At 42.5% G+C, this 20,363-nt stretch carries 19 protein-coding genes and 5 pseudogenes; 11 read left to right on the forward strand and 13 right to left on the reverse strand.

The window, feature by feature from the left end; genetic code table 11:
* Positions 1-280 precede the first annotated feature (280 nt).
* Positions 281-466, reverse strand: coding sequence for a hypothetical protein (locus tag AC5JQI_RS13470; protein WP_493912530.1), 186 nt, complete (start codon positions 464-466; stop codon positions 281-283).
* A 161-nt stretch (positions 467-627) separates the two neighbouring features.
* On the opposite strand from AC5JQI_RS13470, the gene AC5JQI_RS13475 reads away from it, so the two are divergent.
* From AC5JQI_RS13475 to AC5JQI_RS13485, 3 genes are all read left to right on the forward strand, one after another.
* On the forward strand, positions 628-1,191 hold the full coding sequence (locus tag AC5JQI_RS13475; RefSeq protein WP_493912531.1) for a phage repressor protein CI: 564 nt from the start codon (positions 628-630) through the stop codon (positions 1,189-1,191).
* On the forward strand, positions 1,192-2,217 hold the full coding sequence (locus tag AC5JQI_RS13480; protein ID WP_493912532.1) for a site-specific integrase: 1,026 nt from the start codon (positions 1,192-1,194) through the stop codon (positions 2,215-2,217). It abuts the gene before it with no gap.
* Positions 2,218-3,636: 1,419 nt separating this feature from the next.
* Positions 3,637-3,849, forward strand: coding sequence for a hypothetical protein (locus tag AC5JQI_RS13485; RefSeq protein ID WP_493912533.1), 213 nt, complete (start codon positions 3,637-3,639; stop codon positions 3,847-3,849).
* A 303-nt stretch (positions 3,850-4,152) separates the two neighbouring features.
* Here the strand turns inward: AC5JQI_RS13485 and AC5JQI_RS13490 are convergent, their stop codons facing one another.
* Together AC5JQI_RS13490 and AC5JQI_RS13495 are read right to left on the reverse strand one after the other, a co-directional pair.
* Entirely contained in the window at positions 4,153-4,467 is a 315-nt protein-coding gene (locus AC5JQI_RS13490) for an antiterminator Q family protein (RefSeq protein WP_493912534.1), read from the reverse strand.
* 481 nt (positions 4,468-4,948) lie between these two features.
* Positions 4,949-5,236 (reverse strand): annotated as a pseudogene (locus AC5JQI_RS13495) (IS1 family transposase); the annotation flags it as partial.
* 117 nt (positions 5,237-5,353) lie between these two features.
* On the opposite strand from AC5JQI_RS13495, the gene AC5JQI_RS13500 reads away from it, so the two are divergent.
* Entirely contained in the window at positions 5,354-6,322 is a 969-nt protein-coding gene (locus AC5JQI_RS13500) for an IS110 family RNA-guided transposase (RefSeq protein WP_493912535.1), read from the forward strand.
* Positions 6,323-6,345: 23 nt separating this feature from the next.
* On the opposite strand, the pseudogene AC5JQI_RS13505 reads toward AC5JQI_RS13500, so the two are convergent.
* Positions 6,346-6,731 (reverse strand): annotated as a pseudogene (locus AC5JQI_RS13505) (IS1 family transposase); the annotation flags it as partial.
* A 57-nt stretch (positions 6,732-6,788) separates the two neighbouring features.
* On the opposite strand from AC5JQI_RS13505, the pseudogene AC5JQI_RS13510 reads away from it, so the two are divergent.
* Positions 6,789-7,386 (forward strand): annotated as a pseudogene (locus tag AC5JQI_RS13510) (IS30 family transposase); the annotation flags it as partial.
* Between the two features lie 109 nt (positions 7,387-7,495).
* Here AC5JQI_RS13510 and AC5JQI_RS13515 read toward each other — a convergent pair.
* Both AC5JQI_RS13515 and AC5JQI_RS13520 read right to left on the reverse strand, forming a co-directional pair.
* Positions 7,496-7,846 (reverse strand): hypothetical protein, encoded by a 351-nt coding sequence (locus AC5JQI_RS13515; RefSeq protein ID WP_493912536.1) that lies wholly within the window; start codon positions 7,844-7,846, stop codon positions 7,496-7,498.
* Positions 7,847-8,276: 430 nt separating this feature from the next.
* On the reverse strand, positions 8,277-8,480 hold the full coding sequence (locus tag AC5JQI_RS13520) for a hypothetical protein (RefSeq protein WP_493912537.1): 204 nt from the start codon (positions 8,478-8,480) through the stop codon (positions 8,277-8,279).
* Positions 8,481-8,747: 267 nt separating this feature from the next.
* On the opposite strand from AC5JQI_RS13520, the gene AC5JQI_RS13525 reads away from it, so the two are divergent.
* The 5 genes and pseudogenes from AC5JQI_RS13525 (at position 8,748) to AC5JQI_RS13545 (ending at position 11,372) form a co-directional block, all read left to right on the forward strand.
* On the forward strand, positions 8,748-9,116 hold the full coding sequence (locus AC5JQI_RS13525) for a tail fiber assembly protein (RefSeq protein ID WP_493914682.1): 369 nt from the start codon (positions 8,748-8,750) through the stop codon (positions 9,114-9,116).
* Between the two features lie 19 nt (positions 9,117-9,135).
* Positions 9,136-9,438: pseudogene (locus AC5JQI_RS13530) on the forward strand (phage tail protein); the annotation flags it as partial.
* Positions 9,439-9,758: 320 nt separating this feature from the next.
* A pseudogene (locus tag AC5JQI_RS13535) lies at positions 9,759-10,803 on the forward strand (ISAs1 family transposase).
* A 98-nt stretch (positions 10,804-10,901) separates the two neighbouring features.
* Positions 10,902-11,084, forward strand: coding sequence for a hypothetical protein (locus tag AC5JQI_RS13540; protein ID WP_493912538.1), 183 nt, complete (start codon positions 10,902-10,904; stop codon positions 11,082-11,084).
* A gap of 117 nt (positions 11,085-11,201) precedes the next feature.
* Positions 11,202-11,372 (forward strand): hypothetical protein, encoded by a 171-nt coding sequence (locus AC5JQI_RS13545; RefSeq protein ID WP_493912539.1) that lies wholly within the window; start codon positions 11,202-11,204, stop codon positions 11,370-11,372.
* Positions 11,373-11,436: 64 nt separating this feature from the next.
* Here the strand turns inward: AC5JQI_RS13545 and AC5JQI_RS13550 are convergent, their stop codons facing one another.
* From AC5JQI_RS13550 to xerD, 6 genes are all read right to left on the reverse strand, one after another.
* Positions 11,437-11,877, reverse strand: coding sequence for a lysis protein (locus tag AC5JQI_RS13550; RefSeq protein ID WP_493912540.1), 441 nt, complete (start codon positions 11,875-11,877; stop codon positions 11,437-11,439).
* Positions 11,878-12,231: 354 nt separating this feature from the next.
* Positions 12,232-13,746 (reverse strand): lysine--tRNA ligase, encoded by a 1,515-nt coding sequence (gene lysS, locus AC5JQI_RS13555; protein ID WP_493912541.1) that lies wholly within the window; start codon positions 13,744-13,746, stop codon positions 12,232-12,234.
* 9 nt (positions 13,747-13,755) lie between these two features.
* Positions 13,756-14,854, reverse strand: a protein-coding gene (prfB, locus tag AC5JQI_RS13560) for a peptide chain release factor 2 (protein WP_493912542.1) whose coding sequence is annotated in 2 segments (ribosomal slippage) — positions 13,756-14,778 and positions 14,780-14,854 — 1,098 coding nt in all. Because the reading frame shifts where the segments join, the coding sequence is not laid out codon by codon here.
* 119 nt (positions 14,855-14,973) lie between these two features.
* Positions 14,974-16,713 carry a single-stranded-DNA-specific exonuclease RecJ gene (recJ, locus tag AC5JQI_RS13565; protein ID WP_493912543.1) on the reverse strand — a complete coding sequence of 580 codons (1,740 nt, stop codon included), beginning with the start codon at positions 16,711-16,713 and terminating at the stop codon, positions 14,974-14,976.
* Positions 16,714-16,763: 50 nt separating this feature from the next.
* A complete protein-coding gene (gene dsbC, locus AC5JQI_RS13570; protein WP_237386390.1) occupies positions 16,764-17,465 on the reverse strand; it encodes a bifunctional protein-disulfide isomerase/oxidoreductase DsbC in 702 nt (233 codons plus the stop codon).
* Positions 17,466-17,498: 33 nt separating this feature from the next.
* Positions 17,499-18,389 (reverse strand): site-specific tyrosine recombinase XerD, encoded by an 891-nt coding sequence (gene xerD, locus AC5JQI_RS13575; protein WP_493914683.1) that lies wholly within the window; start codon positions 18,387-18,389, stop codon positions 17,499-17,501.
* 186 nt (positions 18,390-18,575) lie between these two features.
* On the opposite strand from xerD, the gene fldB reads away from it, so the two are divergent.
* Positions 18,576-19,094, forward strand: a complete 519-nt coding sequence (fldB, locus tag AC5JQI_RS13580; RefSeq protein WP_493914684.1) for a flavodoxin FldB — start codon at positions 18,576-18,578, stop codon at positions 19,092-19,094.
* 83 nt (positions 19,095-19,177) lie between these two features.
* Here fldB and AC5JQI_RS13585 read toward each other — a convergent pair whose 3' ends face one another.
* The gene (locus AC5JQI_RS13585) at positions 19,178-19,558 is read right to left on the reverse strand and encodes a DUF4354 family protein (RefSeq protein WP_493912544.1); all 381 of its coding nucleotides are present in this window, start codon (positions 19,556-19,558) and stop codon (positions 19,178-19,180) included.
* Positions 19,559-20,363 lie beyond the last annotated feature (805 nt).

Raw genomic sequence — 20,363 nt, forward strand, 5'->3', positions numbered from 1 at the left:
TGTTCATTTAAACCTCACCGCATTAGAAACAAAATAAAATAAGCAACGGAACACAAAACTACAGGGAAAATAAATCCGTCACTTTTCTTTGCATGAAACGACTCACTGGTTAGTTTGTATTGGTGTTGCTGCTGCTTTAATGCGTTCATGCTGACCCCAGACTAACGATGCGTATAACCAAAGATAGATTGTTTGGAAATCCATCAACCAAACATTGTTACTTACCTTTAAATTCACATAGTGTGAATGAAAAACCAAATATAAACTATTGAAGAACACCTTAATCATTATTCCACGCCCACCAGTCGATAAAAACTCGCTCGCCGGGCTTCTTCTTTGGCTTGATCTTCAGCTTGCCTACAGACACATAATACTTAGCTGTTCTGTGGCAAACTCCTGATAATTCACTAAACTGTTTGTATGTAACCCAGCGAGAAGGGACTGTTGTTGTATTAGTTGTTTGCATAGTGCAAAATTCTCCTTTCGTGATCAGTGCTCTAGATTGTTTAACCTTGCTCTACATTGTTCGTCACTGTTCTTAAGTGTACTTATATGTAGTGAAGTTGATGTTTATACTATTCACTACAAATAAGTGTGTCAACTAAATTATTCACTTAAATGAAGAAAATGAAATCGTATACAAACGCCAGAGAAGCTATAGATAGGATATGTAAGGCATATGAATTTACTTCATATAATCAACTGGCCACTTATTTGTCGATCAGTAGTGGGTCACTAGGAAACAGGATGACGAGAGATAATTTTCCCTACGATCTTGTATTGCGCTGTGCTTTAGAAACAGGCGCCTCTATTGAATGGCTCTCTTTTGGGACAGGAAGTGTTCACAGCACAATTCAGACTGATACAGTTAAGCTAAAGACATTCAAATTAGCTGATGAAAAACTAGTCCTTTCTAGCTCCCTCATTTTTGACAAAGTCATCCTTCCCAAGAACTATAATGAACTTGATGCAATTAGAGATGATAAGAACATCTACTTTGTCGATAAGAGCAATAAAGATGCTGATGACGGAAAATGGTTAGTTGAGTTTTCAGACAGATATTCATTTAAGGATTTAATATTACTTCCCGGTAATAAAATTCGTATGGACGGCGGCAAATACCCCATTGATTGTGATATCAGTGAGATCAACGTATTGGGAAAAGTTGTTTCCATTTATACGGTTCTATAAATGACTATTAGAAAAATTGATTCTGGTGAATGGCTCTGTGACCTACGCCCCAACGGGGTTAAAGGTAAGCGTATTCGTAAGAAATTCGCCACTAAAGGTGAAGCTATTGCCTACGAACGCTACATATTGGACGAAATGGAAAATAAACCTTGGATAGCAGAGAAAGAAGATAACAGAAAGCTATCCGAGTTAATCACACTCTGGCATTCACTTTATGGCCGAACATTAGCAGACCCTGCCAGAATGTTATCTAAGCTGACAGCCATCTGTAGTGGATTAGGTGATCCTATTGCGAATCAGCTTACTGCTGCTGACTTTAGTAAGTACAGAGAACAAAGGTTGGCGGGATTATTGCCTGATGCTAAAGGCAGAATCATGGCGGTAAAGCCTATCACGGTAAACCTTGAGCAACGTAACTTATCGTCTGTTTTCGGGACACTCAAAAAACTAGGGCATGTTAACTACTCTAATCCATTGTCAGGTTTACCAACTTTTAAGATTCAAGAAAACGAATTAGCTTTTTTATACCCTGATGAAATTATTAATGTATTAGATGCTTGTAAGGAATCTAATAGCAAAGACCTACTTTTAATCACTAAAATATGTTTAGCCACTGGCGCGCGATGGAGCGAAGCCGAGGAATTAGAAGGTCATCAAGTTACTCCTCATAGAATTACATTTACCAAAACTAAAGGAAAACGTAATAGAACCGTCCCTATTTCAGAAGCACTGTATAATTTGATTCCTAAAAAAAGAGGTCAGTTATTTACTCCTTGCCGTAAGTCCTTTGAGCGAGCAATAAAGCGCACAGGAATTGAATTACCAGAGGGCCAATGTACCCATGTTCTAAGGCACACATTCGCCAGCCATTTTATGATGAACGGCGGGAACATCTTAGTATTGCAACGAATCCTGGGACATACTGATATCAAGATGACAATGGTTTATGCGCACTTTGCCCCAGATCATTTAGAAGACGCTATAACAAAAAACCCGCTTTCACAATTAGCCTTAGAGAACCAGTAAGATCCACATTGTGTCCATCCAGTTCAGAAACCAGTGTTCCGCCTTGCCCTCCACTGTACGGCAAGGATTTGAAATGTAACACAATTTATTGTTTTATATACCCCTCTAGGAAAATGTAGGAATTTCGGACGCGGGTTCAACTCCCGCCAGCTCCACCATTTTTGTATTCGGAAATCATCGGAATACACCGAAAACCCAAGAAAAAGCCCTAAATCATAATGAGTTAGGGCTTTTTTATTGCCCGTTAGTATTCGTTTAGTATCGTTATAACTCGGTAGTTTTGGTAGTATGTTTAGTAGTAAGTCGGCTACACTGCAAAAATACTTACTACCAAAGGCGCACTACTTTTCTCCCCGTCGGAATAGCCTCATCGAATATCATTGTGCTATAGCTGGTGGCTTTTGTCCAAATTCCGATTGTTCTGAAATGGAACAATTAAACATTATCAACAAGCTATAACATATTGGCGATAACCTATTGATAATTTCGGTAACCTCAAATGGAGTAAGCCGGGCAAAGTGAACGCAATAACGGAGTTAACTTATCAATATTACACAAAAAAAATGTATTACATGCTTTTGGGAAAGTATGGCAGAGGATGAGGTAACTTGCTGAATTAAGGAATTACGCCTAATCCCTTGATATTTTTGGAAACCCCCATTGGGGGAAGCAGGACGATAACTAAACCTCTTAAAGAGGTGCAGTTAACTGATTGATCGTCTTCGTAAAGCACATTTGTGCCACTGTTAACTTGCTGATTTAATTTGTAGACCAAATTTGGTCTACGGTTAAAAGCTCAATATTTAAACTTTGATTCCCCCATTTTGGGGAACCAAACGTAACCCCTTGATATTCTAGGTAATCGCCATTGCCGCAAGTCGGCAATTAGTCAACGGAATTACAAATAACAAATTGATTATTCTTAATTTACCCCAATGGGGAAAGTTGAAAACGTGCATTTATCCAAACTCTGCGTTTCACCGTATTTGATACTTATCAATGGGTTGCATCCCCTGCGATCTAGACCCGAAAAAAGGCTTCGTATTGCCCGTAATACCTGAGATTTGACCTTGTGAACTGATGACGTTTGACGAACTGACCGGATTGATCAAAGGCGGAATTCTGCCTTAGCTTTCTGGGCAAATTAGGCCAGTTAACTCTGTGCCGTTCGCGTAGGTAGTCAGGCAATGGATAGGCTACTACAGGGCGTTTAATGCTGAACTGGACAGATTCGCCCTGTTACCGTGGAAGCCATATATCAGGTCTATTTCTAATGGTTCATCCAGGATCTCAGGACAAACCCGAGAAAATGATCAGTCAGATACCGAGTGTATACTTAATGAGGCGACCTCCATGTTGATTTGAGTATCATAGAAGTCGCCCCCGTCCACGATAATTTTCAGAGTAAAGCACACATCCATGCTGGAGCCCACCAATTATCTGATGCGCACTTGCCTATACAAGCAAAATACTCTGCATCTGTTTGCTGAGGACTACAAACAAGAGCAGTTGCCTGAACAGGAACAAGTAGAAAATACGATGCACATAACGCGCCAACCAAGTATTTTTTCATCTTCTTCGCCCTCTGTTATTACTAATATTATTTTCCATAACAGTGACAAATTAACTTAACTTATTGATAAAATCATAAATTCATTTTTTACGCGATAGATACATAAACATTTATGTCTTTGTCAGTTAGAGAAAATAACCACAACAATAAATACTACCTAATAGTAATCATTTCAATAATTATTATTATAATAAAAAGTAATAATGGAAGATTATTTATGAATTTTAAGATGCAACGCAGTGGCAATGAGAGGGCTTTCGATTATTAAACTCTCAATGCTGAACTGGACGGATCCGCCCTGTTACCGTGGAAGCCATAGATTAGGTCAATTTCTAAAGGTTCGTCTAGAACCCCCAGACACCCTAAGTAAAACTTTCGGCCACCAGCATTCGCTTTCTGACTTCGCTTTGACTTATCTTGAACTTGCGACCAATTGCTCGCTTGGATATGCCTTTAACATAGTGGTCTTCAATAAAGTCACATTCCTGAGACATACCGACATTACGCAGCTTGGCAACACAGCCATCAATGATCATGCCGTCCTCGTCACTGCACGATAGTTTATTACTGCTGGTGTAAGTCCCTGCATTTTCAAACCCCGCAGCAACGGACTTCCAGCCAATGTTAACCTTGCCTTGCACTACCCATCCGCCCCAATGCGACAGTATTTTTTGCATGTCTCTGTGCATGGTTTTTTATCCGCCTCAAATGTACCAGTTAACAAATACATAATATCATCGCTGGTGGATAAGGAGAAATGGGGGAAAAATAGATGCCTCAAATCTGAGTCATCATAAAAATCAAGGCGTTGGGTACATAGTCCAGATAATGATTTTAAAAGATTTTCCAATTCTCGCGAATCGCGATAGTTAATTCTTATCAATAAGTTACGGGGAGTTTCTCAGTCGTGTGGTGGACGGGCAATAGATGGTTGCTTTTTCAACCATGAATAGAATAGAGATTATAATCTATTGATTATGTTTAATTATACCGATTAGGTAGAATCAAAATAGCATCCTTTTAACTGCCGATATCTCAGTAGTTGGGGGTATTTTCTCAATTGCTTATGGTATTTCCCCCTCAAAGCTGAGCCTGATAAACTAAATGCTCACCCTCCTATAAACTAAATAATATCGATACAAAGGTCATGACTCTATTTTATTGATAGTGATGAATGTTCAGATAATATCCTATAATTCTGTTATGCATTTCTATGGATTTTGAAAAAGACAATGTTTTGCGAGTCAGTCTTGCCAAATGTTGACGAAGATTCAGGTTATGCCTCTCTATGCGTTGGGTATAACGCTTGCTGGCCACATGGCGTTTCCCTGCGAGTGCTTTTTCGTAACTTTTCCAGCCATTTGTCATATCAATAATAATGTTGAAAGGAGCCAGTAAAGCTAATAGGCGCATTAATGTCTTTTTTGTTCTTGGACCAAAAACATGCTCGTGTCTTACCATGGATTTTAAGTCCGCATGACAGCAAATCGCGTATGAACTGAGCCACTCATCTGAAACCCGAACAGTTGTCCGAGTTCATTTCGTATTGTAAGGATGGGTAATATGAGTCAGCCAAATCCGCTTTGTGTTGGTATTGATGTTTCTAAAGCTTTTCTGAATGTTTCTGCCGGAACGGTGATGCCGCCGTTCACGGTCAGTAACGACATTGATGGTTTTGATTCCATCTTAACTGTGCTGAAGAAGCACAACATATCTCTGATACTGATGGAAGCCACGGGTGGACTGGAAGCTGCTGTAGCCTGTTCTCTTCAGGCAGACGGTTTTGACGTGGCCGTCCTTAACCCCAGGAAGACCCGAGATTTTGCACGTGCCATGGGCTATCTGGCGAAAACAGACCGTATCCACGCAGGAATGTTGGCACAGATGGCTGAAGTCATTACCCGACATCCGGAACGGGAACGTTTTATTCGTCCTCTGCCTGATACAGAACGGCAGGTTCTCACCGCCATGGTGGTTCGCAGACGTCAGCTGATTACCATGCTTGTGGCAGAGCGTAACCGACTTCATCCCTCCCATCCTCAGAGTCGTAAAAGCATCAAAACCATTATGGAGGCGTTGGAAAATGAACTGGATCGTATTGACCGGGATATGGATAAATACATAAGAACGCATTTTGGGGCTTTATCCGATATGCTCAGCAGTGTAAAAGGGATCGGCACTGCAACCACTGCCTCCTTGCTGGCCGAAGTACCTGAACTGGGCAAACTCTCGCGTCGGGAAATCAGCGCACTCATAGGCGTCGCGCCTATTAATCGGGACTCGGGGAAAATGCGTGGACGACGAACCATCTTCGGTGGCAGAGCCAGTGTCCGTTCAGCACTGTACATGGCCACGCTTGTAGCGACCCGTTTTAATCCAGTAATCAAAACTTTTTATAACCGTCTTGTGTCTGCGGGAAAACCCAAAAAAGTGGCATTGGTTGCCTGTATGCACAAGCTTCTGACGATCCTGAATGCGATGATCAGGAAGGGACAGATGTGGGATGAGTCTTATCATCAGGTGACCCAGTGAAATTAGTGTTTAAGACAGTTGCTGTCGTAGGCATAAAAGAGCCAACGAGGCTGCTTCTTTGACTTTACGTAAGACCATTGTTCATCCATTTCGCAGCAGACAATCACTTCGGTGCCAGGTTTAATCGCTTCTGTTACCGATTGGGGTTTGAGTTTTTTAAATGCCGAAGGACGGTATTCAGGCCAATCCCCATCACTCGTGCTGTCGCCCGACATCCCATTCCATTCATAGCCATATCAACGATTTGCTTTTGGGTACCGAGACGACAAGCGGCATAAGTGAACTCCAGTTGCCAGGAGTGACGGCAGGATTGGCAAAGATAACGTTGGTGACCAGAACGCGAGCGCCCATTGCGATGGATCCCTTTCACTGCGGAACAAGAGGGGCAAGTTACATCAATCTTTGCCATTTGAATGTTTTCCAAATAGACAGACTATACATGATTCAATAAATTGATGTCACGACCCGTAAACGCTATGGAAGTTATGAGCGCAGAGGACAGATTAAAAACAGAGTGAGTATTGATAAGCGCCCCAAACTTGTTGATAAAGCGCCCCAAACTTGTTGATAAAAAGCAGCGTATTGGTGATTGGGAAGGAGATACTATCGTGGGTAAAGATCATAAAAGTGCATTATTGACATTAGTTGAACGAAAATCGTTATTTACTATCATAATTAAACTTGAAGATAAAACAGCAAAAGGGGTCGCAAAAGCGGCAACAAGACATTTATCACTGATAAAACATAAAATTAAAACAATAACCTTTGATAACGGCCTCGAATTTGCCGAACACGAACTGATCAGTAAAAATTTAGAGACAAAAATTTATTTTGCTCACCCGTATTCCCCCTGGGAAAGAGGGATAAATGAGAACACGAATGGATTAATCCGAGATTACTTCCCAAAAGGAACCGATTTTAATCAGGTATCAGAGCGGGAGGTTAACCTTGTGGCAAACCGATTAAATAATCGTCCTCGTAAAACACGAGATTACAAAACACCGAATGAGTTATTTAAAGGTATCCCCACTCATTTACTTCGTTCATTACGATGTTGCGCTTAATATGTGAATCCAAGTGTCACAATTTATTATGGAGGCTCTCTTGGGTCAGCAGAGCCTCCGTAAAATGCAATCTGCTGACATTATGCTTAACTAACTGTGCCATAAGATTTTATCTTACTGGTGGAGGCGTCCAAAATGTCTGGACACTTAGTATTGCCAGTTGCATCGGCTGAGAAAATTGTGTAATTGCCTGTATATTCCAATAATTATTTTTAAATATCTCAATACGTTGTAGATTACGCGTTTTCCCCCCTAAATAACGTAATGTATCTTGATAAGTATAGCCGAGATGCAAATGAGGCCATGCATTTGCTGGATTGATACAGTGGGGATCTGGTGAAAAATACAGGTCAGAGTCACTCCAATTTGGCCCTTGTTTCCACATTCTTCCAAATCTGGCTTCTTGTCCAACAAAAATTAAAACTCTTTCAGGAAGATGCATACCCATTCCCATAGCCATAAAAATCTCTCTATATTTTAAGTGTTTCCCAACAGAGCGGACCGTGCCATTATATTGCACCAGAAAAACGTATTTTGTGCGTCAATCCGCATAATCACACCCCGCTAAGCGCCAGTATTGATGTTTCTAGAACGCTTTCTTACCGGTGCATTTGTTAGGATGGCATGAGGTAAAATTGTGATGGTGTGACATGTCACGAATTTGTAATTTTTCCTACCTTTGATGTGTGGGAAGAAGATCGTATCTATATTGAGAAACTTATTGTAAATCCCAATAATTTGTAAATCCCAATAATTGCGAACACTCTCAACAGCAGCGCTTATTTCTTTGTAGTATGGCTCTGTTGCCTTGATTTCATAACTCAGAGGATTCCATACATTAGGATAAAATAATGTTGCTACATCATTAGGGCTAGGGCCAGAACTGTAGGTTAATAAGAGTAGTGTATCAGCTCTAAATTTAAGCAGTAGCGTGGGTATTTATAGCCATCTGCTGAACGAACAGTAGTATTTGGGGAATAAACAATTTCATTACCAGTAAACCCAGTCCAAATTCTTCCAAGGGTATTTTCTTTTCGCATAAAATCACGGTGAGGATTTTCTTCATCAGATGATCTAAGCATAAAATCGCCCATTCCCCGCACCAATCCGCAAGATCAAACAAGGATCACCTGCCCCGACAAGCGCCAGTGCGGGCGCACTTCCGGCTAGCCCGTGCAGGTGCATAAAAAGCACTGTATTTAGTGGGCAGGCGCGGCGGGGTCACGACTGCGCGCGCCGGTGTTTATTGACCGTGCTGGTTTCAAAAAATCACTCTCGCAAAACGCCAGAACGGAGCAACACCGGTGGCATGACTTAAGGTGTTTTTAGGGTGAGGGTCGGTTGACATCGCAACCGGGCATCTGCATGTTAAGTTTTACCATACGGAAACACGGCAGGAAATGACGGTCGCTTATATCGGAGCCCTGAAACCGGCGCATACCCTGCAAGCGCCTGACACGGCGTTTGATCAATGGAATGATCAGCAATGGGTCACCGATACCGTGTCACTGCGTCAGCATATCGTCCAACAAGCAGAGAGCCAGCGGCAATCCTTGCTGCATGAAGCGGAAGAACATATCCGGCAGCTTGAACGCAAAAAACGCTTAGCGATGGCATCAGAACAGGACATAGTATTATTGAATGCGTGGAAAGTTTACAGTGTCAGGCTCGCCGATTTAGATTGCACCACCGAGCCCGCTATCGACTGGCCCGAACAACCGAAATCATAACCACCCGCATAGCGGGTGGTTTGCTCTAAACACCCCGATTTTACTGACCGATGTCCTTACTGCCAGCGGCAAAGCGGGCACCACCGGCACGCTGGCCCATGCGTTGCGTGCCATTGCGGACCAAGCCAAACCCGTGACCGTTGTCGTGCGGGTGGCGCAGAGCAAAACCGAAGCCGAAACCACCACCAACCTAATTGGCGGCGTCACCGACGAAGGCAGGAAAACCAGCATGAAAGCCTTGCTGGCCGCCCAAAGCCAGCTGGGGGTTAAACCGCGCATTCTCGGCGTGCCGGGGCATGATAATTTGCAGGTGACCGCACAAGATGGCCGTCCGTATTCCGGCTGTTATGTTAACGCCACTATTAGCATTTACCCCTATGACAATACCTACATAGAAATTAATTTAGCCGGTTGTTCAGTTATCGCGTATTTCAACGGGGCACGACAGAGATATCACTATGCAAAGGATTACATATACAAAATAACACCGAAAAACACCACGTTATTAGCGGATAACCTAGGGCAAACGGTTCTAAATTGACCAGTGTGATTAGCGGAGTACATCCAGTACAGAGAAATAGAATTGCCCCCTGTTTGTGATTTATACTCAGCACCCTGTCAATAATAACCCTAGAAATTGCCATGCAAACAACGACTATCAGCAATGCTTTCGGGCATCTCACCGATCCGCGTGTTAACCGAACTAAACAGTATGCGCTCATCGATATTCTGACTCTCTCGATTTGTGCCGTGCTGTGTGGTTGTGAAGGCTTCAATGAGATTGAAGAATACGCTAAATCCAAAGAAGATTGGTTTCGGCAATTTCTGGATCTTTCCAATGGCATCCCCAGCCATGATACCTTTAACGATGTGATAAACCGGCTTGATCCCCAAGAATTTGAGCGCGCTTTTACTCAATGGGTGAACAGCTTAGCCAAAATATCCGATGATATTATCGCGTTGGAGGGCAAAACATTGCGGGGAACGTTCGATAAAGCCAATGGCGCACCGGCTCTCCATTTGGTCAGCGCCTGGTCCATGGCGAATCAACTCTGCTTTGGTCAGGTGAAAGTGTCGGATAAATCGAACGAAATTACCGCGATCCCTAAATTGCTGGCGTTGCTGGGTATTGGCGGTTCGACGGTCACGATTGACGCGATGGGTTGCCAGTACAAAATTGCTGACCAGATTGTGGAGAACAAGGGAAATTATGTGTTGGCGTTAAAAGGCAATCAGGGCGAGTTTCATGACGATATCAAACTCTTTTTAGAGAGCCAGTTGGCCAACAATTTTACCGGAACGGCATCCTAAGTGGCACACATTAGGCGGCATTGCGGTAATCGAGTCGTGGCGTGCAGAGCAAGGAAAATTAGGGAGCTATGAACGACGTTATTATATTACCAGTCACAGTGATAAGTCGGCTGACTTTATCGCCTATGCGATACGCAGCCATTGGCATATTGAAAATAAACTGCACTGGCAATTGGAGGTGAGTTTTGATGAAGACAGCCTGCGTCTGAGAAGTGGTCACGCGGCTGAAAATATAGCACTAATGAATAAAATAGCGCTTAACCTGCTGAAAAATGAGAAAACAGTTAAAGTGGGGGTAAAAACTAAGCGTCGGAAAGCTGGCTGGGATAATAGCTATCTGTGGAAAGTCCTTACGACAGGATTTACGTCAGTATAATTTAGACCCTTTTGCCCTGATCTTTGCCATTTGAATGTTTTCCAAATAGGCAGACTATACATGATTCAATAAATTGATGTCACGACCCGATACAAACCATGCAAAACGGACTTGTTAAACTGGCTACTGATATCCGAAGAATATTCGAAATAGAACACCAGAAAATAAACGATATGCGTATCCCTTTCTTCTATAGTTTCCCCAAAAACTCCTGCCAAGGGGCTTCTCTGTTCCTCGGTATGGCATGGGTTATTGCTTTAACTACTCAAGGGAATGGGTAAAGGGATATTGGTTTTAGTTTCATAGAGTAACTAATTGTTAAGTATTATTCGCTTTTATTTAAGATGAAATGGAGTTATTAGATTCTGTGGTACCGTAAGTAACACATGGAGAATAAAATGAAAAAATACATTCTTATTGGTTTGGTAACATTCATAACAACTTTAGCTTCAATGCAAACCTATGCTTCAATTTGTTCGAATCAGAGTGATTATGACAAATGGAAAGCTTGTATGGATTGGTGCGTAGCTATGGGTCATGACGGAGGAGCTGTTGTAACTTGTTTATGATTATAATCGAGCAGGATGGTTATTCCTACCATCCTCTCATTACTTACTGACATTGCGTCCTAACTTACTCCTGCAACCCCAAGATCATTTGTTCAGAGGTGGCGATACGCTCTCTGAGTAGCCAATAATTCCGGATAACGGCGTCTGTAGGTCGGGCGGTGGCTGCATCATCTAAGCCGGAGGGGGTAATGGTTTTAGACATGTGGCACTTAGCTTGGGTATACACCCGCTCAGGATGAGCATGAGCAGCATTCCGCAGCTTATCGATTTCAGTCTTGGCATTGGCGAGTTCCTGAGTGTGTTTGGTATCCAGTTCTGAAAGATGCTGGATGCGTGCTTCTTGGTTGGTTATGAGAGCAGCTTGTTCTGATAACTGTGTAGTCAATGACTGATTGTCACCAGCAAGCCGTCCATTTTTTGTATACACTGCATAAATGGAATGGACAGCCTTCCCAAACAAAACAACGCAAACTATCACCACGATAGCTTTCGCTTTCCACTTCATAGCCGCAACACCAATTTAATGAAAGATAGCAGCCCTCCAGTGACCAAAAACCACTCCCAACCATCCAGACCTAAAATAGACAAAATGAAGGCGGACAGAAACAGCATCACCGGTAGATAATGATTATTCATAGGAGTTCATATGCCCGTGTAAAAACATCATCAGAATAAGGCTGTTTGCCGTTCTCGTGGTAGATAATAGATTTAGCCAGCGCAATCAGCGTCGTTTTGTTCACTGCAATATCGTTATCATTTGTTTGTATTTCAGCTTGTTGTTTAAGCTTACCTTATGAATGTAAAAACGCCCTGTCAGCTTAACCAGACAGGGCGTTTGTTAATTTTAATCAGAAAATGATTATTTATTCGGACGCATTGCTGGGAACAGGATAACGTCACGGATAGTGTGGCTGTTAGTGAACAGCATTACCATACGGTCGATACCAATACCTAAGCCTGCTGTTGGTGGCAAGCCGTGTTCCAATGCAGTAATGTAATCTTCGTCGTAGAACATTGCTTCGTCGTCGCCTTCGTCTTTTTGACGAACTTGCTCCGCAAAACGTTCAGCCTGATCTTCTGCGTCATTCAGCTCTGAGAAACCGTTACCAATTTCACGACCCCCAATGAAGAACTCAAAACGATCAGTAATGAATGGGTTGTTGTCGTTACGGCGTGCCAGAGGAGAAACTTCTGCCGGATATTCTGTTATGAATGTCGGCTGGATCAGATGGCTTTCTGCGGTTTCTTCAAAGATCTCACACTGAACACGGCCCAAGCCCCAACCTTTTTCAACTTCAATACCCAGAGATTCAGCGATAACAACTGCTTTATCCATATCATCCAGATCCGCCATATTGGTTTCTGGGCGATATTTGCAGATTGCTTCTTTCATGGTCATTTTGGTGAAAGGTTTACCAAAATCAAACTCTTGTTCACCGTATTGCACCAATGTTGTTCCCAGAACTTCCTGAGTTAAAGTGCGGAACAAATCTTCGGTCAGTATAATCAGATCTTGGTAATCTGCGTAAGCCATATAGAGTTCCATCATGGTGAACTCTGGGTTATGGCGTGGTGAAACACCTTCGTTACGGAAATTGCGGTTAATTTCGAAAACACGTTCAAAACCACCCACTACCAGACGTTTCAAATACAGCTCCGGTGCAATGCGCAGATACATATCGATATCCAGCGCATTGTGATGCGTGATAAATGGACGTGCACTTGCACCACCCGGGATCGCCTGCATCATTGGGGTTTCAACTTCCATGAAATCTTTTTTGGTCATGAAGTTACGTAATGCAGACATCACACGGGAACGGATCTGAAATGTCTTGCGTGATTCATCATTCGAGATCAAGTCCAGATAACGCTGGCGATAGCGGGTTTCTTGATCCGCCAGACCGTGGAATTTATCCGGCAGTGGACGCAGTGCTTTAGTCAGCAAACGCAGTTCAGTACAGTGAATCGAAAGTTCACCCGTTTGAGTTTTGAACAGTTTTCCACGTGCACCTAAAATATCACCCAAATCCCATTTCTTGAACTGAGTGTTGTAAATGCCTTCTGGCAGGTCATCACGGGAAACGTAGATCTGGATTCGACCACCCACGTCTTGCAAAGTTGCAAAGGATGCCTTGCCCATGATACGACGAGTCATCATACGACCCGCAACGGTCACTTCAATGCCCAGCTCGTCCAACTCTTCCTTGGTCTTGTCATCGTATTTTGTATGCAGATCTTCGGAAATATTTTCACGACGAAAATCATTTGGGAAGGCAATGCTGTCGCTACGCAAAGTAGCCAGTTTTTCACGGCGAGTTTTCAGTTCGTTATTTAAGTCAGGAGCCTGTTCTGCTCCCTGCTGTTGTTGTGACATTTTAGTTCCTCATAGACCAGCTTTTAAGCTTGCTTCAATGAATTTGTCCAAATCACCATCCAGCACAGATTGCGTATTGCGGGTTTCAACACCAGTACGCAGGTCTTTAATGCGGGAATCGTCCAGAACGTAAGAGCGGATTTGGCTACCCCAACCAATATCCGATTTATTCTCTTCCATTGCTTGTTTATCAGCATTTTTCTTCTGCATTTCCAGTTCATACAGTTTTGCTTTCAACTGCTTCATTGCCTGGTCTTTGTTTTTATGCTGAGAACGGTCGTTCTGACATTGAGTTACGATGCCAGTCGGTACGTGGGTGATACGTACCGCAGATTCGGTTTTGTTGACGTGCTGACCACCAGCACCAGAGGCGCGGTATACATCAATACGTAAATCAGCGGGGTTGATTTCGATATCAATATCATCATCCACTTCAGGGTAGATAAAAGCTGAACTGAACGATGTATGACGGCGACCGCCTGAGTCAAACGGGCTTTTACGTACTAAGCGATGAACACCCGTTTCGGTACGCAACCAACCGTACGCATATTCACCTATGATCTTGATGGTTGACGATTTCAGCCCAGCAACATCACCATCAGATTCTTCGATGATTTCAGTCTTGAAGCCCTTGGATTCCGCCCAGCGCAGATACATACGCATCAACATGCTGGCCCAGTCCTGTGCTTCTGTACCGCCAGAGCCTGCCTGAAGATCAAGATAACAATTCGCGCTATCATATTCACCAGAAAACATACGACGGAATTCTAGTTGACCAAGTTTTTCTTCTAGATGCTCCAGTTCATCAACTGCTTCATTGAAAGTTTCTTCGTCATCCGCTTCAACTGCCAGTTCCAGCAGACCATTCACGTCTTCCAATCCCTGAACAAGCTGGTCAATCGTTTCTACGATACCTTCCAGTGATGAACGCTCTTTGCCCAATGCTTGTGCCCGTTCCGGCTCATTCCAGACATCAGGCTGTTCCAGTTCAGCATTAACTTCTTCTAAGCGTTCTTTCTTGGCATCATAGTCAAAGATACCCCCTCAGAACTGCTGTCCGCTCAGACAGGTTCTGAATGTGATTTTTTACCGGATTAATTTCAAACATATTTCGTGTCTTATACGTTGTGTATTATGAGTAAATGATGGCCGCATAGATCTTTTCGAACCGCGTATTGTAACGGATCTGCCAAAGGGTTTATAGCATTTCTGAGATTTGCTACACAATCAAACAGCCAAAGGCCAAATGTGCTGGATCAGAAGCTGGACATCACGATTACCGCGAAACTCGTTAATCTCCAATTTATAGGCCAATTCTACTGTTTTGATGCTATTATCCGGCCAGATATTAGCATCAATATTAAATGCGATACCATCTAACATTGGCCCACCATTTAATGGCTCAAGCATCACTTTGAGATGTTTTTCTCCAACGATGCGTTGTTGCAGGAGTTTAAATTTGCCGTCAAAAATCGGTTCTGCAAATGCTTGCCCCCAAGGGCCTCCATCACGCAGGATTTCAGCCATTTCTAGCGATAATTCCCCTAATGCCAATTCACCATCGCTCCAGACCACACCTTCAAGTTGTGCAATATCAAGCCAATCCGCCATCAGCTCGGAAAAATAACGCTGAAATAGGTCAAATTTATCTTCTTCAATCAATAACCCTGCCGCCATAGCATGACCACCAAATTTCAGTATCAATCCCGGATGCAAAGTATCAAGACGCTCAAGCGCATCTCGCATATGCAAGCCACTCACGGAACGACCAGAGCCTTTTAATGTCCCGTCTCCAGCAGGAGCAAAGGCAATGACTGGGCGGTGGAAGCGTTCTTTAATGCGCGAGGCTAAAATCCCCACTACGCCCTGGTGCCATTCTGGATGGTAAATCGCCAGGCCATATGGTAATTGGGTATGGGTTCGCTCGATTTTATCGCAAATTTGCAAGGCTTCTTGCTGCATGCCCTGTTCAATTTCCCGACGGGTTTGGTTCAAACCATCCAGCTCACAGGCAATCTGACGGGCTTGCAGCATATCGTCTGTCAACAATAATGCCACGCCGACAGACATATCATCCAGACGCCCCGCAGCGTTTAACCGTGGTCCCAATGCAAAACCTAAATCACTGGCAACCAATTTAGTCGGTTCCCGTTTGGAAACCTCGAGCAGCGCCCGTATTCCCGCACAGCAACGCCCTGCCCGAATACGGTTTAATCCTTGATATACAAAGATGCGATTATTGGTATCAAGGGGAACCACATCAGCTACGGTACCCAATGCGACTAAATCCAGCAATTCCGCCAGATTGGGCAATGGAAGACCTCGTTGTTCAAACCAAGCCAATTTACGCAATTCCGCCCTGAGCGCGGACATCAGGTAAAATGCAACGCCAACACCCGCCAATGCCTTGGAAGGAAAAGAGCAATCAACTAAATTGGGATTGATGATAGCGTCTGCGGCTGGCAATGTTTCACCTGGTAAATGGTGGTCAGTGACAATGACTTTGATGTCGTGTTGATGTGCCGCAGCCACGCCATCATGGGAGGAGATTCCATTATCCACAGTGATAATCAGATCAGTGCCTTTTTTGATGACTTCATCGACAACCTGAACGCTTAACCCATAACCGTCATCAAAACGATTCGGAACAAGATAATCAAGATTACGATATCCCATTGTCCGCAAAGCACGAATGCATAACGCGGTACTGGTCGCGCCATCCGCATCAAAGTCACCGACAATGACAATGCGCCAATGTTCATGCAATGCGGTTATAAGCAATGAAACAGCTTGTTCAATGCCATTAAGGGACTGGTAATTGAGTAACCCCTTTGCACCTCGTTCTAACTCATCAGCCTGACATATACCACGCGTGGCGTATAAGCGGCGCAATAATGGATGAATAGTGCTGGGAAGATGGTCGGAATCCGCCACCAATCGGCGACGGAGTTGTGTTTCTCTATTCACTGGTTTTTATTCTGCTTACTTTTATGCACTGAAATGAAAGGAATTATCGGTTATTCACCATGTTTTTCCAGCATTGCCAACAAATCTTTTGACGGCAGATAACCACCGATTACACTGCCATCATTGAGAACAATCGCAGGTGTGCCCTGAACACCAAATTGCAAGCCTAACTGATATTGTTTCGCTATATCAATTTTGCATTCTTTGATAGGAGAAACCTTTTCACCTTTGAAAACAGCATTCAGTGACTTGTTTGGTGTCGCACTGCACCAAATGGATTGCATGTCTTTGGCTGATTGATGTTGTAAGCCATGACGAGGATACGCCAGATAACGGACAGTGATCCCCATGTCGTTATATTCCTGCATATTTTCATGCAACTTTCGGCAATAACCACAGGTAATATCAGTAAAAACAGTCACAACATGTTTTTCTTTCGGTGCTTTGTAAATGATCATTTGATTTTTCAGGGCATCCAGCTTTTTAACCAGAATCTGATTACTGACATTTTTCGGTGTATTTCCACTAATATCATAAAGTGGTCCTTGCAGCAGATACTTACCATCATTAGACATATAAATAATGCCATGCTCAGTTAAAATTGTACTGATGTCAGAAAGTTGTGATGGTGTGATACTTTCTGCTTTTAGTCCCATTTTGGACAGTGATTTGTTGATGGCGCTTTCATCAGCAAAAGCATTAGTGGCAAAAGCAGTCAATAGTAAGGAAAGGCAAAATGCAATTTTATTCATTAGTTGTTCCTTTATTTCCATCTTTCTTCGCAGTTACCCGCGAGGATGATGTTGTTGATGCAGCATCTTAAGACGTTCAGTCGCTACATGAGTATAAATCTGAGTAGTGGAAAGGTCGCTATGACCCAATAACATTTGCACAACACGTAAGTCAGCACCATGATTAAGTAAATGTGTCGCAAAAGCATGGCGCAGAACATGAGGTGATAAACGTTCAGCATCGATTCCTGCCAATATGGCATAGTGTTTTATCCGATGCCAGAAAGTCTGGCGTGTCATCTGAGTTCCCCGTTTGCTGGGAAAAAAAACATCGGATACGGAGCCATTCAATAACCACGAGCGCCCATATTCCAGATATTTTTCCAGCCAGTAAACGGCCTCTTCTCCTAAAGGTACTAATCTTTCCTTATTTCCCTTACCTATTACCCTGACAACACCCTGGCGCAAGTTCACATCTGATAATGTCAGACCAACCAGCTCTGAGACTCGCAATCCACAAGCATAAAGCACTTCAAACATCGCTTTATCCCGCAGTTCAATCGGTTGGTCAGTCAAAGGGGTGTTGAGCAAATCCTCAACTTGTTTTTCGCTTAAATCCTTGGGGAGTCGTTTAGGCAATTTAGGCGCAGATAATAACGCAGTTGGATCATCTTCCCGTATTTTTTCCCGATAAAGATACTGGAACAACCGCCGCATTGCACTCAACAATCGCGCTGAACTACTTGCTTTATAGCCGCCATCTACCCGTTCAGCCAAAAATGCTTGTAGTTCTATAGACTGAACAGAAAATACATCATGACCATAATTCACCAACCAGTTATTCAAGGCTTGTAAATCGAGCCGATAAGAAGCTAAGGTATTTTCAGCCAGATCTTTTTCCAGCCAAATGGTATCCAGAAATTGTTCTATCAGGGGATTTGCCAAAGGGTGCTGTTCCAATGTGTGGTTTTCTGACAGGGAATTTTCTGATAGATCATTTTCTGATATATGGTGTTTTTGTGGCACAACCCCTCCTTTCTGTCTGCGCCTTCCGATCGGCTATTATGCCTGAAAAAGCGATTATTCTGTTACAATACAGCCACTGATATTCGACACTCCTGATAAATAATGATGAAAATTGGTCTCTTTTACGGCTCCAGTACATGCTATACAGAGATGGTAGCAGAAAAAATACGCGATATACTCGGTGAAGATTTGATCGACTTACATAATGTCAAAGATTGTGATCCTCAATTGATGGAAGAATATTCTGTCCTGATCCTCGGTATTCCCACTTGGGATTTTGGAGAGTTGCAGGAAGATTGGCTGGCCATTTGGGATCAACTTCCATCACTGAATTTGACAGGGAAAATTGTTGCCATGTATGGCATGGGCGATCAAATTGATTACAGCGAATGGTTTCTGGATGCCCTGGGAATGCTGTATCACCTTTTACTTCCTACAGGCGTGCAGTTTATCGGCTTCTGGCCGATTGAAGGTTATGAATTCACCAGTCCAAAGCCACTGACCGAAGATGGCAAACAGTTTGTCGGCCTTGCCCTGGATGATGTGAACCAGTTTGAAGAGACTGATGAGCGTTTGAATCAATGGTGTATGCAGATATTGTCAGAGATGGAAGCACTATTTTAACATCACTTAAGCTTTTTTAAGCGTTCAGCGCGAGCCTGAAAGTCTAATCCAGATAAAGCAGCCAAAAAGGCTGCTTTATCTGGTTACTTGCAATCGGCAGAAATTTTAATAAGAGCGGCTTTATGAACTACGTCATTTTCAGAAGCAAGCACAGCAATACCTCTGACGGACTTACCCGCTTTCAGCGTGCCCTGATTCAGGTCTTCATCAACCGTATCCAGCCTAAATTCTTTTTTGTCAGGAGAGTAAGCTTTCAGACAAAGCTTGGACAAATCAATATCCTTATCGGATAAGTTCGCTACTGCAACTTCAAAGGATTTAGTGTAAGCATTTTTGCCACCCACTGACATAGAGCCGTTAGATTTCTCCGTAGAATAAACAGCAACCCTATCAAGAGTAGAAGCGTTTGCAACAAAGCAAAAGCCAGCCAAAGCAATTGATGCAACAAATGTGGAAACCTTCATATAAGTCCCTTCTTTAAAGGTTGAAATCATCGTAGTAACTGTACGTATGCAAGATACAGTCTCAATTATAATACTACCTTTAAGTAACTAATCCATCAGTAAAGTGATATCTCAATATTATTGCAGGATTGAGGAACATGTTTAAATTGCAATAATACAAATAATTCAAACTCTTATCACTTATAACATCCTGAAAAACGGCTCAAAAAAGAAAAAATCTTGGGGAAATCTTTTCTAAAAACCCTGATTGCTTTAAAGTTAATTATTATTGAACTAATTTTCTTCATCAAACGTCAACACGCTCTAATGATAAATTACCAAGTTATTATTAGAAACATATTATTCACAAATATATTGGCATTAATTTACAAATAATAAATATATAAGAAAATGTAAATCCTATTTACAAAATTAATTCACTACCATAAAAAATTGAGGAATATGTGCTAATGCTTAAATTATTTATCAATTAAAACCAACAACAATTTTAAAAAAATTTAACAACATGTATACCAACATATTTGTTAGAAATTCCATACAATATGGATGGGGAAAATTTAATATCAAAACCACATCACGTAATTTTATCTTTTTTGCTTTCTTTTTCATTATCATTAGAGGGATCACTAAAACAAAATATATAGAGCTAGTGCGGTTTCATTCGCTACAGTTGCCTCTAAAAGAGTCCTGATAAACTGGCTCAGGCTACAGAGATTTAATTAAAATCTAATCACTCATGTCTATAATATAATCAAAATCAAGTCATTTAGCAGTGCTTGACATCATAAAAGTGCTATGTTATCTA

It is taken from the genome of Xenorhabdus sp. XBWT (assembly GCF_059072735.1).

Coding starts and splice junctions, on each gene's coding strand:
- AC5JQI_RS13485 (WP_493912533.1), top strand. CDS start 3,637: ATGCTGGAGCCCACCAATTATCTGATGCGCACTTGCCTATACAAGCAA.
- AC5JQI_RS13500 (WP_493912535.1), top strand. CDS start 5,354: ATGAGTCAGCCAAATCCGCTTTGTGTTGGTATTGATGTTTCTAAAGCT.
- AC5JQI_RS13520 (WP_493912537.1), bottom strand. CDS start 8,480: ATGGGCGATTTTATGCTTAGATCATCTGATGAAGAAAATCCTCACCGT.
- dsbC (WP_237386390.1), bottom strand. CDS start 17,465: ATGAATAAAATTGCATTTTGCCTTTCCTTACTATTGACTGCTTTTGCC.
- AC5JQI_RS13490 (WP_493912534.1), bottom strand. CDS start 4,467: ATGCAAAAAATACTGTCGCATTGGGGCGGATGGGTAGTGCAAGGCAAG.
- AC5JQI_RS13480 (WP_493912532.1), top strand. CDS start 1,192: ATGACTATTAGAAAAATTGATTCTGGTGAATGGCTCTGTGACCTACGC.
- fldB (WP_493914684.1), top strand. CDS start 18,576: ATGAAAATTGGTCTCTTTTACGGCTCCAGTACATGCTATACAGAGATG.
- AC5JQI_RS13540 (WP_493912538.1), top strand. CDS start 10,902: ATGCAAAACGGACTTGTTAAACTGGCTACTGATATCCGAAGAATATTC.
- AC5JQI_RS13470 (WP_493912530.1), bottom strand. CDS start 466: ATGCAAACAACTAATACAACAACAGTCCCTTCTCGCTGGGTTACATAC.
- AC5JQI_RS13475 (WP_493912531.1), top strand. CDS start 628: ATGAAATCGTATACAAACGCCAGAGAAGCTATAGATAGGATATGTAAG.
- AC5JQI_RS13515 (WP_493912536.1), bottom strand. CDS start 7,846: ATGGCTATGGGAATGGGTATGCATCTTCCTGAAAGAGTTTTAATTTTT.
- lysS (WP_493912541.1), bottom strand. CDS start 13,746: ATGTCACAACAACAGCAGGGAGCAGAACAGGCTCCTGACTTAAATAAC.
- AC5JQI_RS13550 (WP_493912540.1), bottom strand. CDS start 11,877: ATGAAGTGGAAAGCGAAAGCTATCGTGGTGATAGTTTGCGTTGTTTTG.
- AC5JQI_RS13585 (WP_493912544.1), bottom strand. CDS start 19,558: ATGAAGGTTTCCACATTTGTTGCATCAATTGCTTTGGCTGGCTTTTGC.
- AC5JQI_RS13545 (WP_493912539.1), top strand. CDS start 11,202: ATGAAAAAATACATTCTTATTGGTTTGGTAACATTCATAACAACTTTA.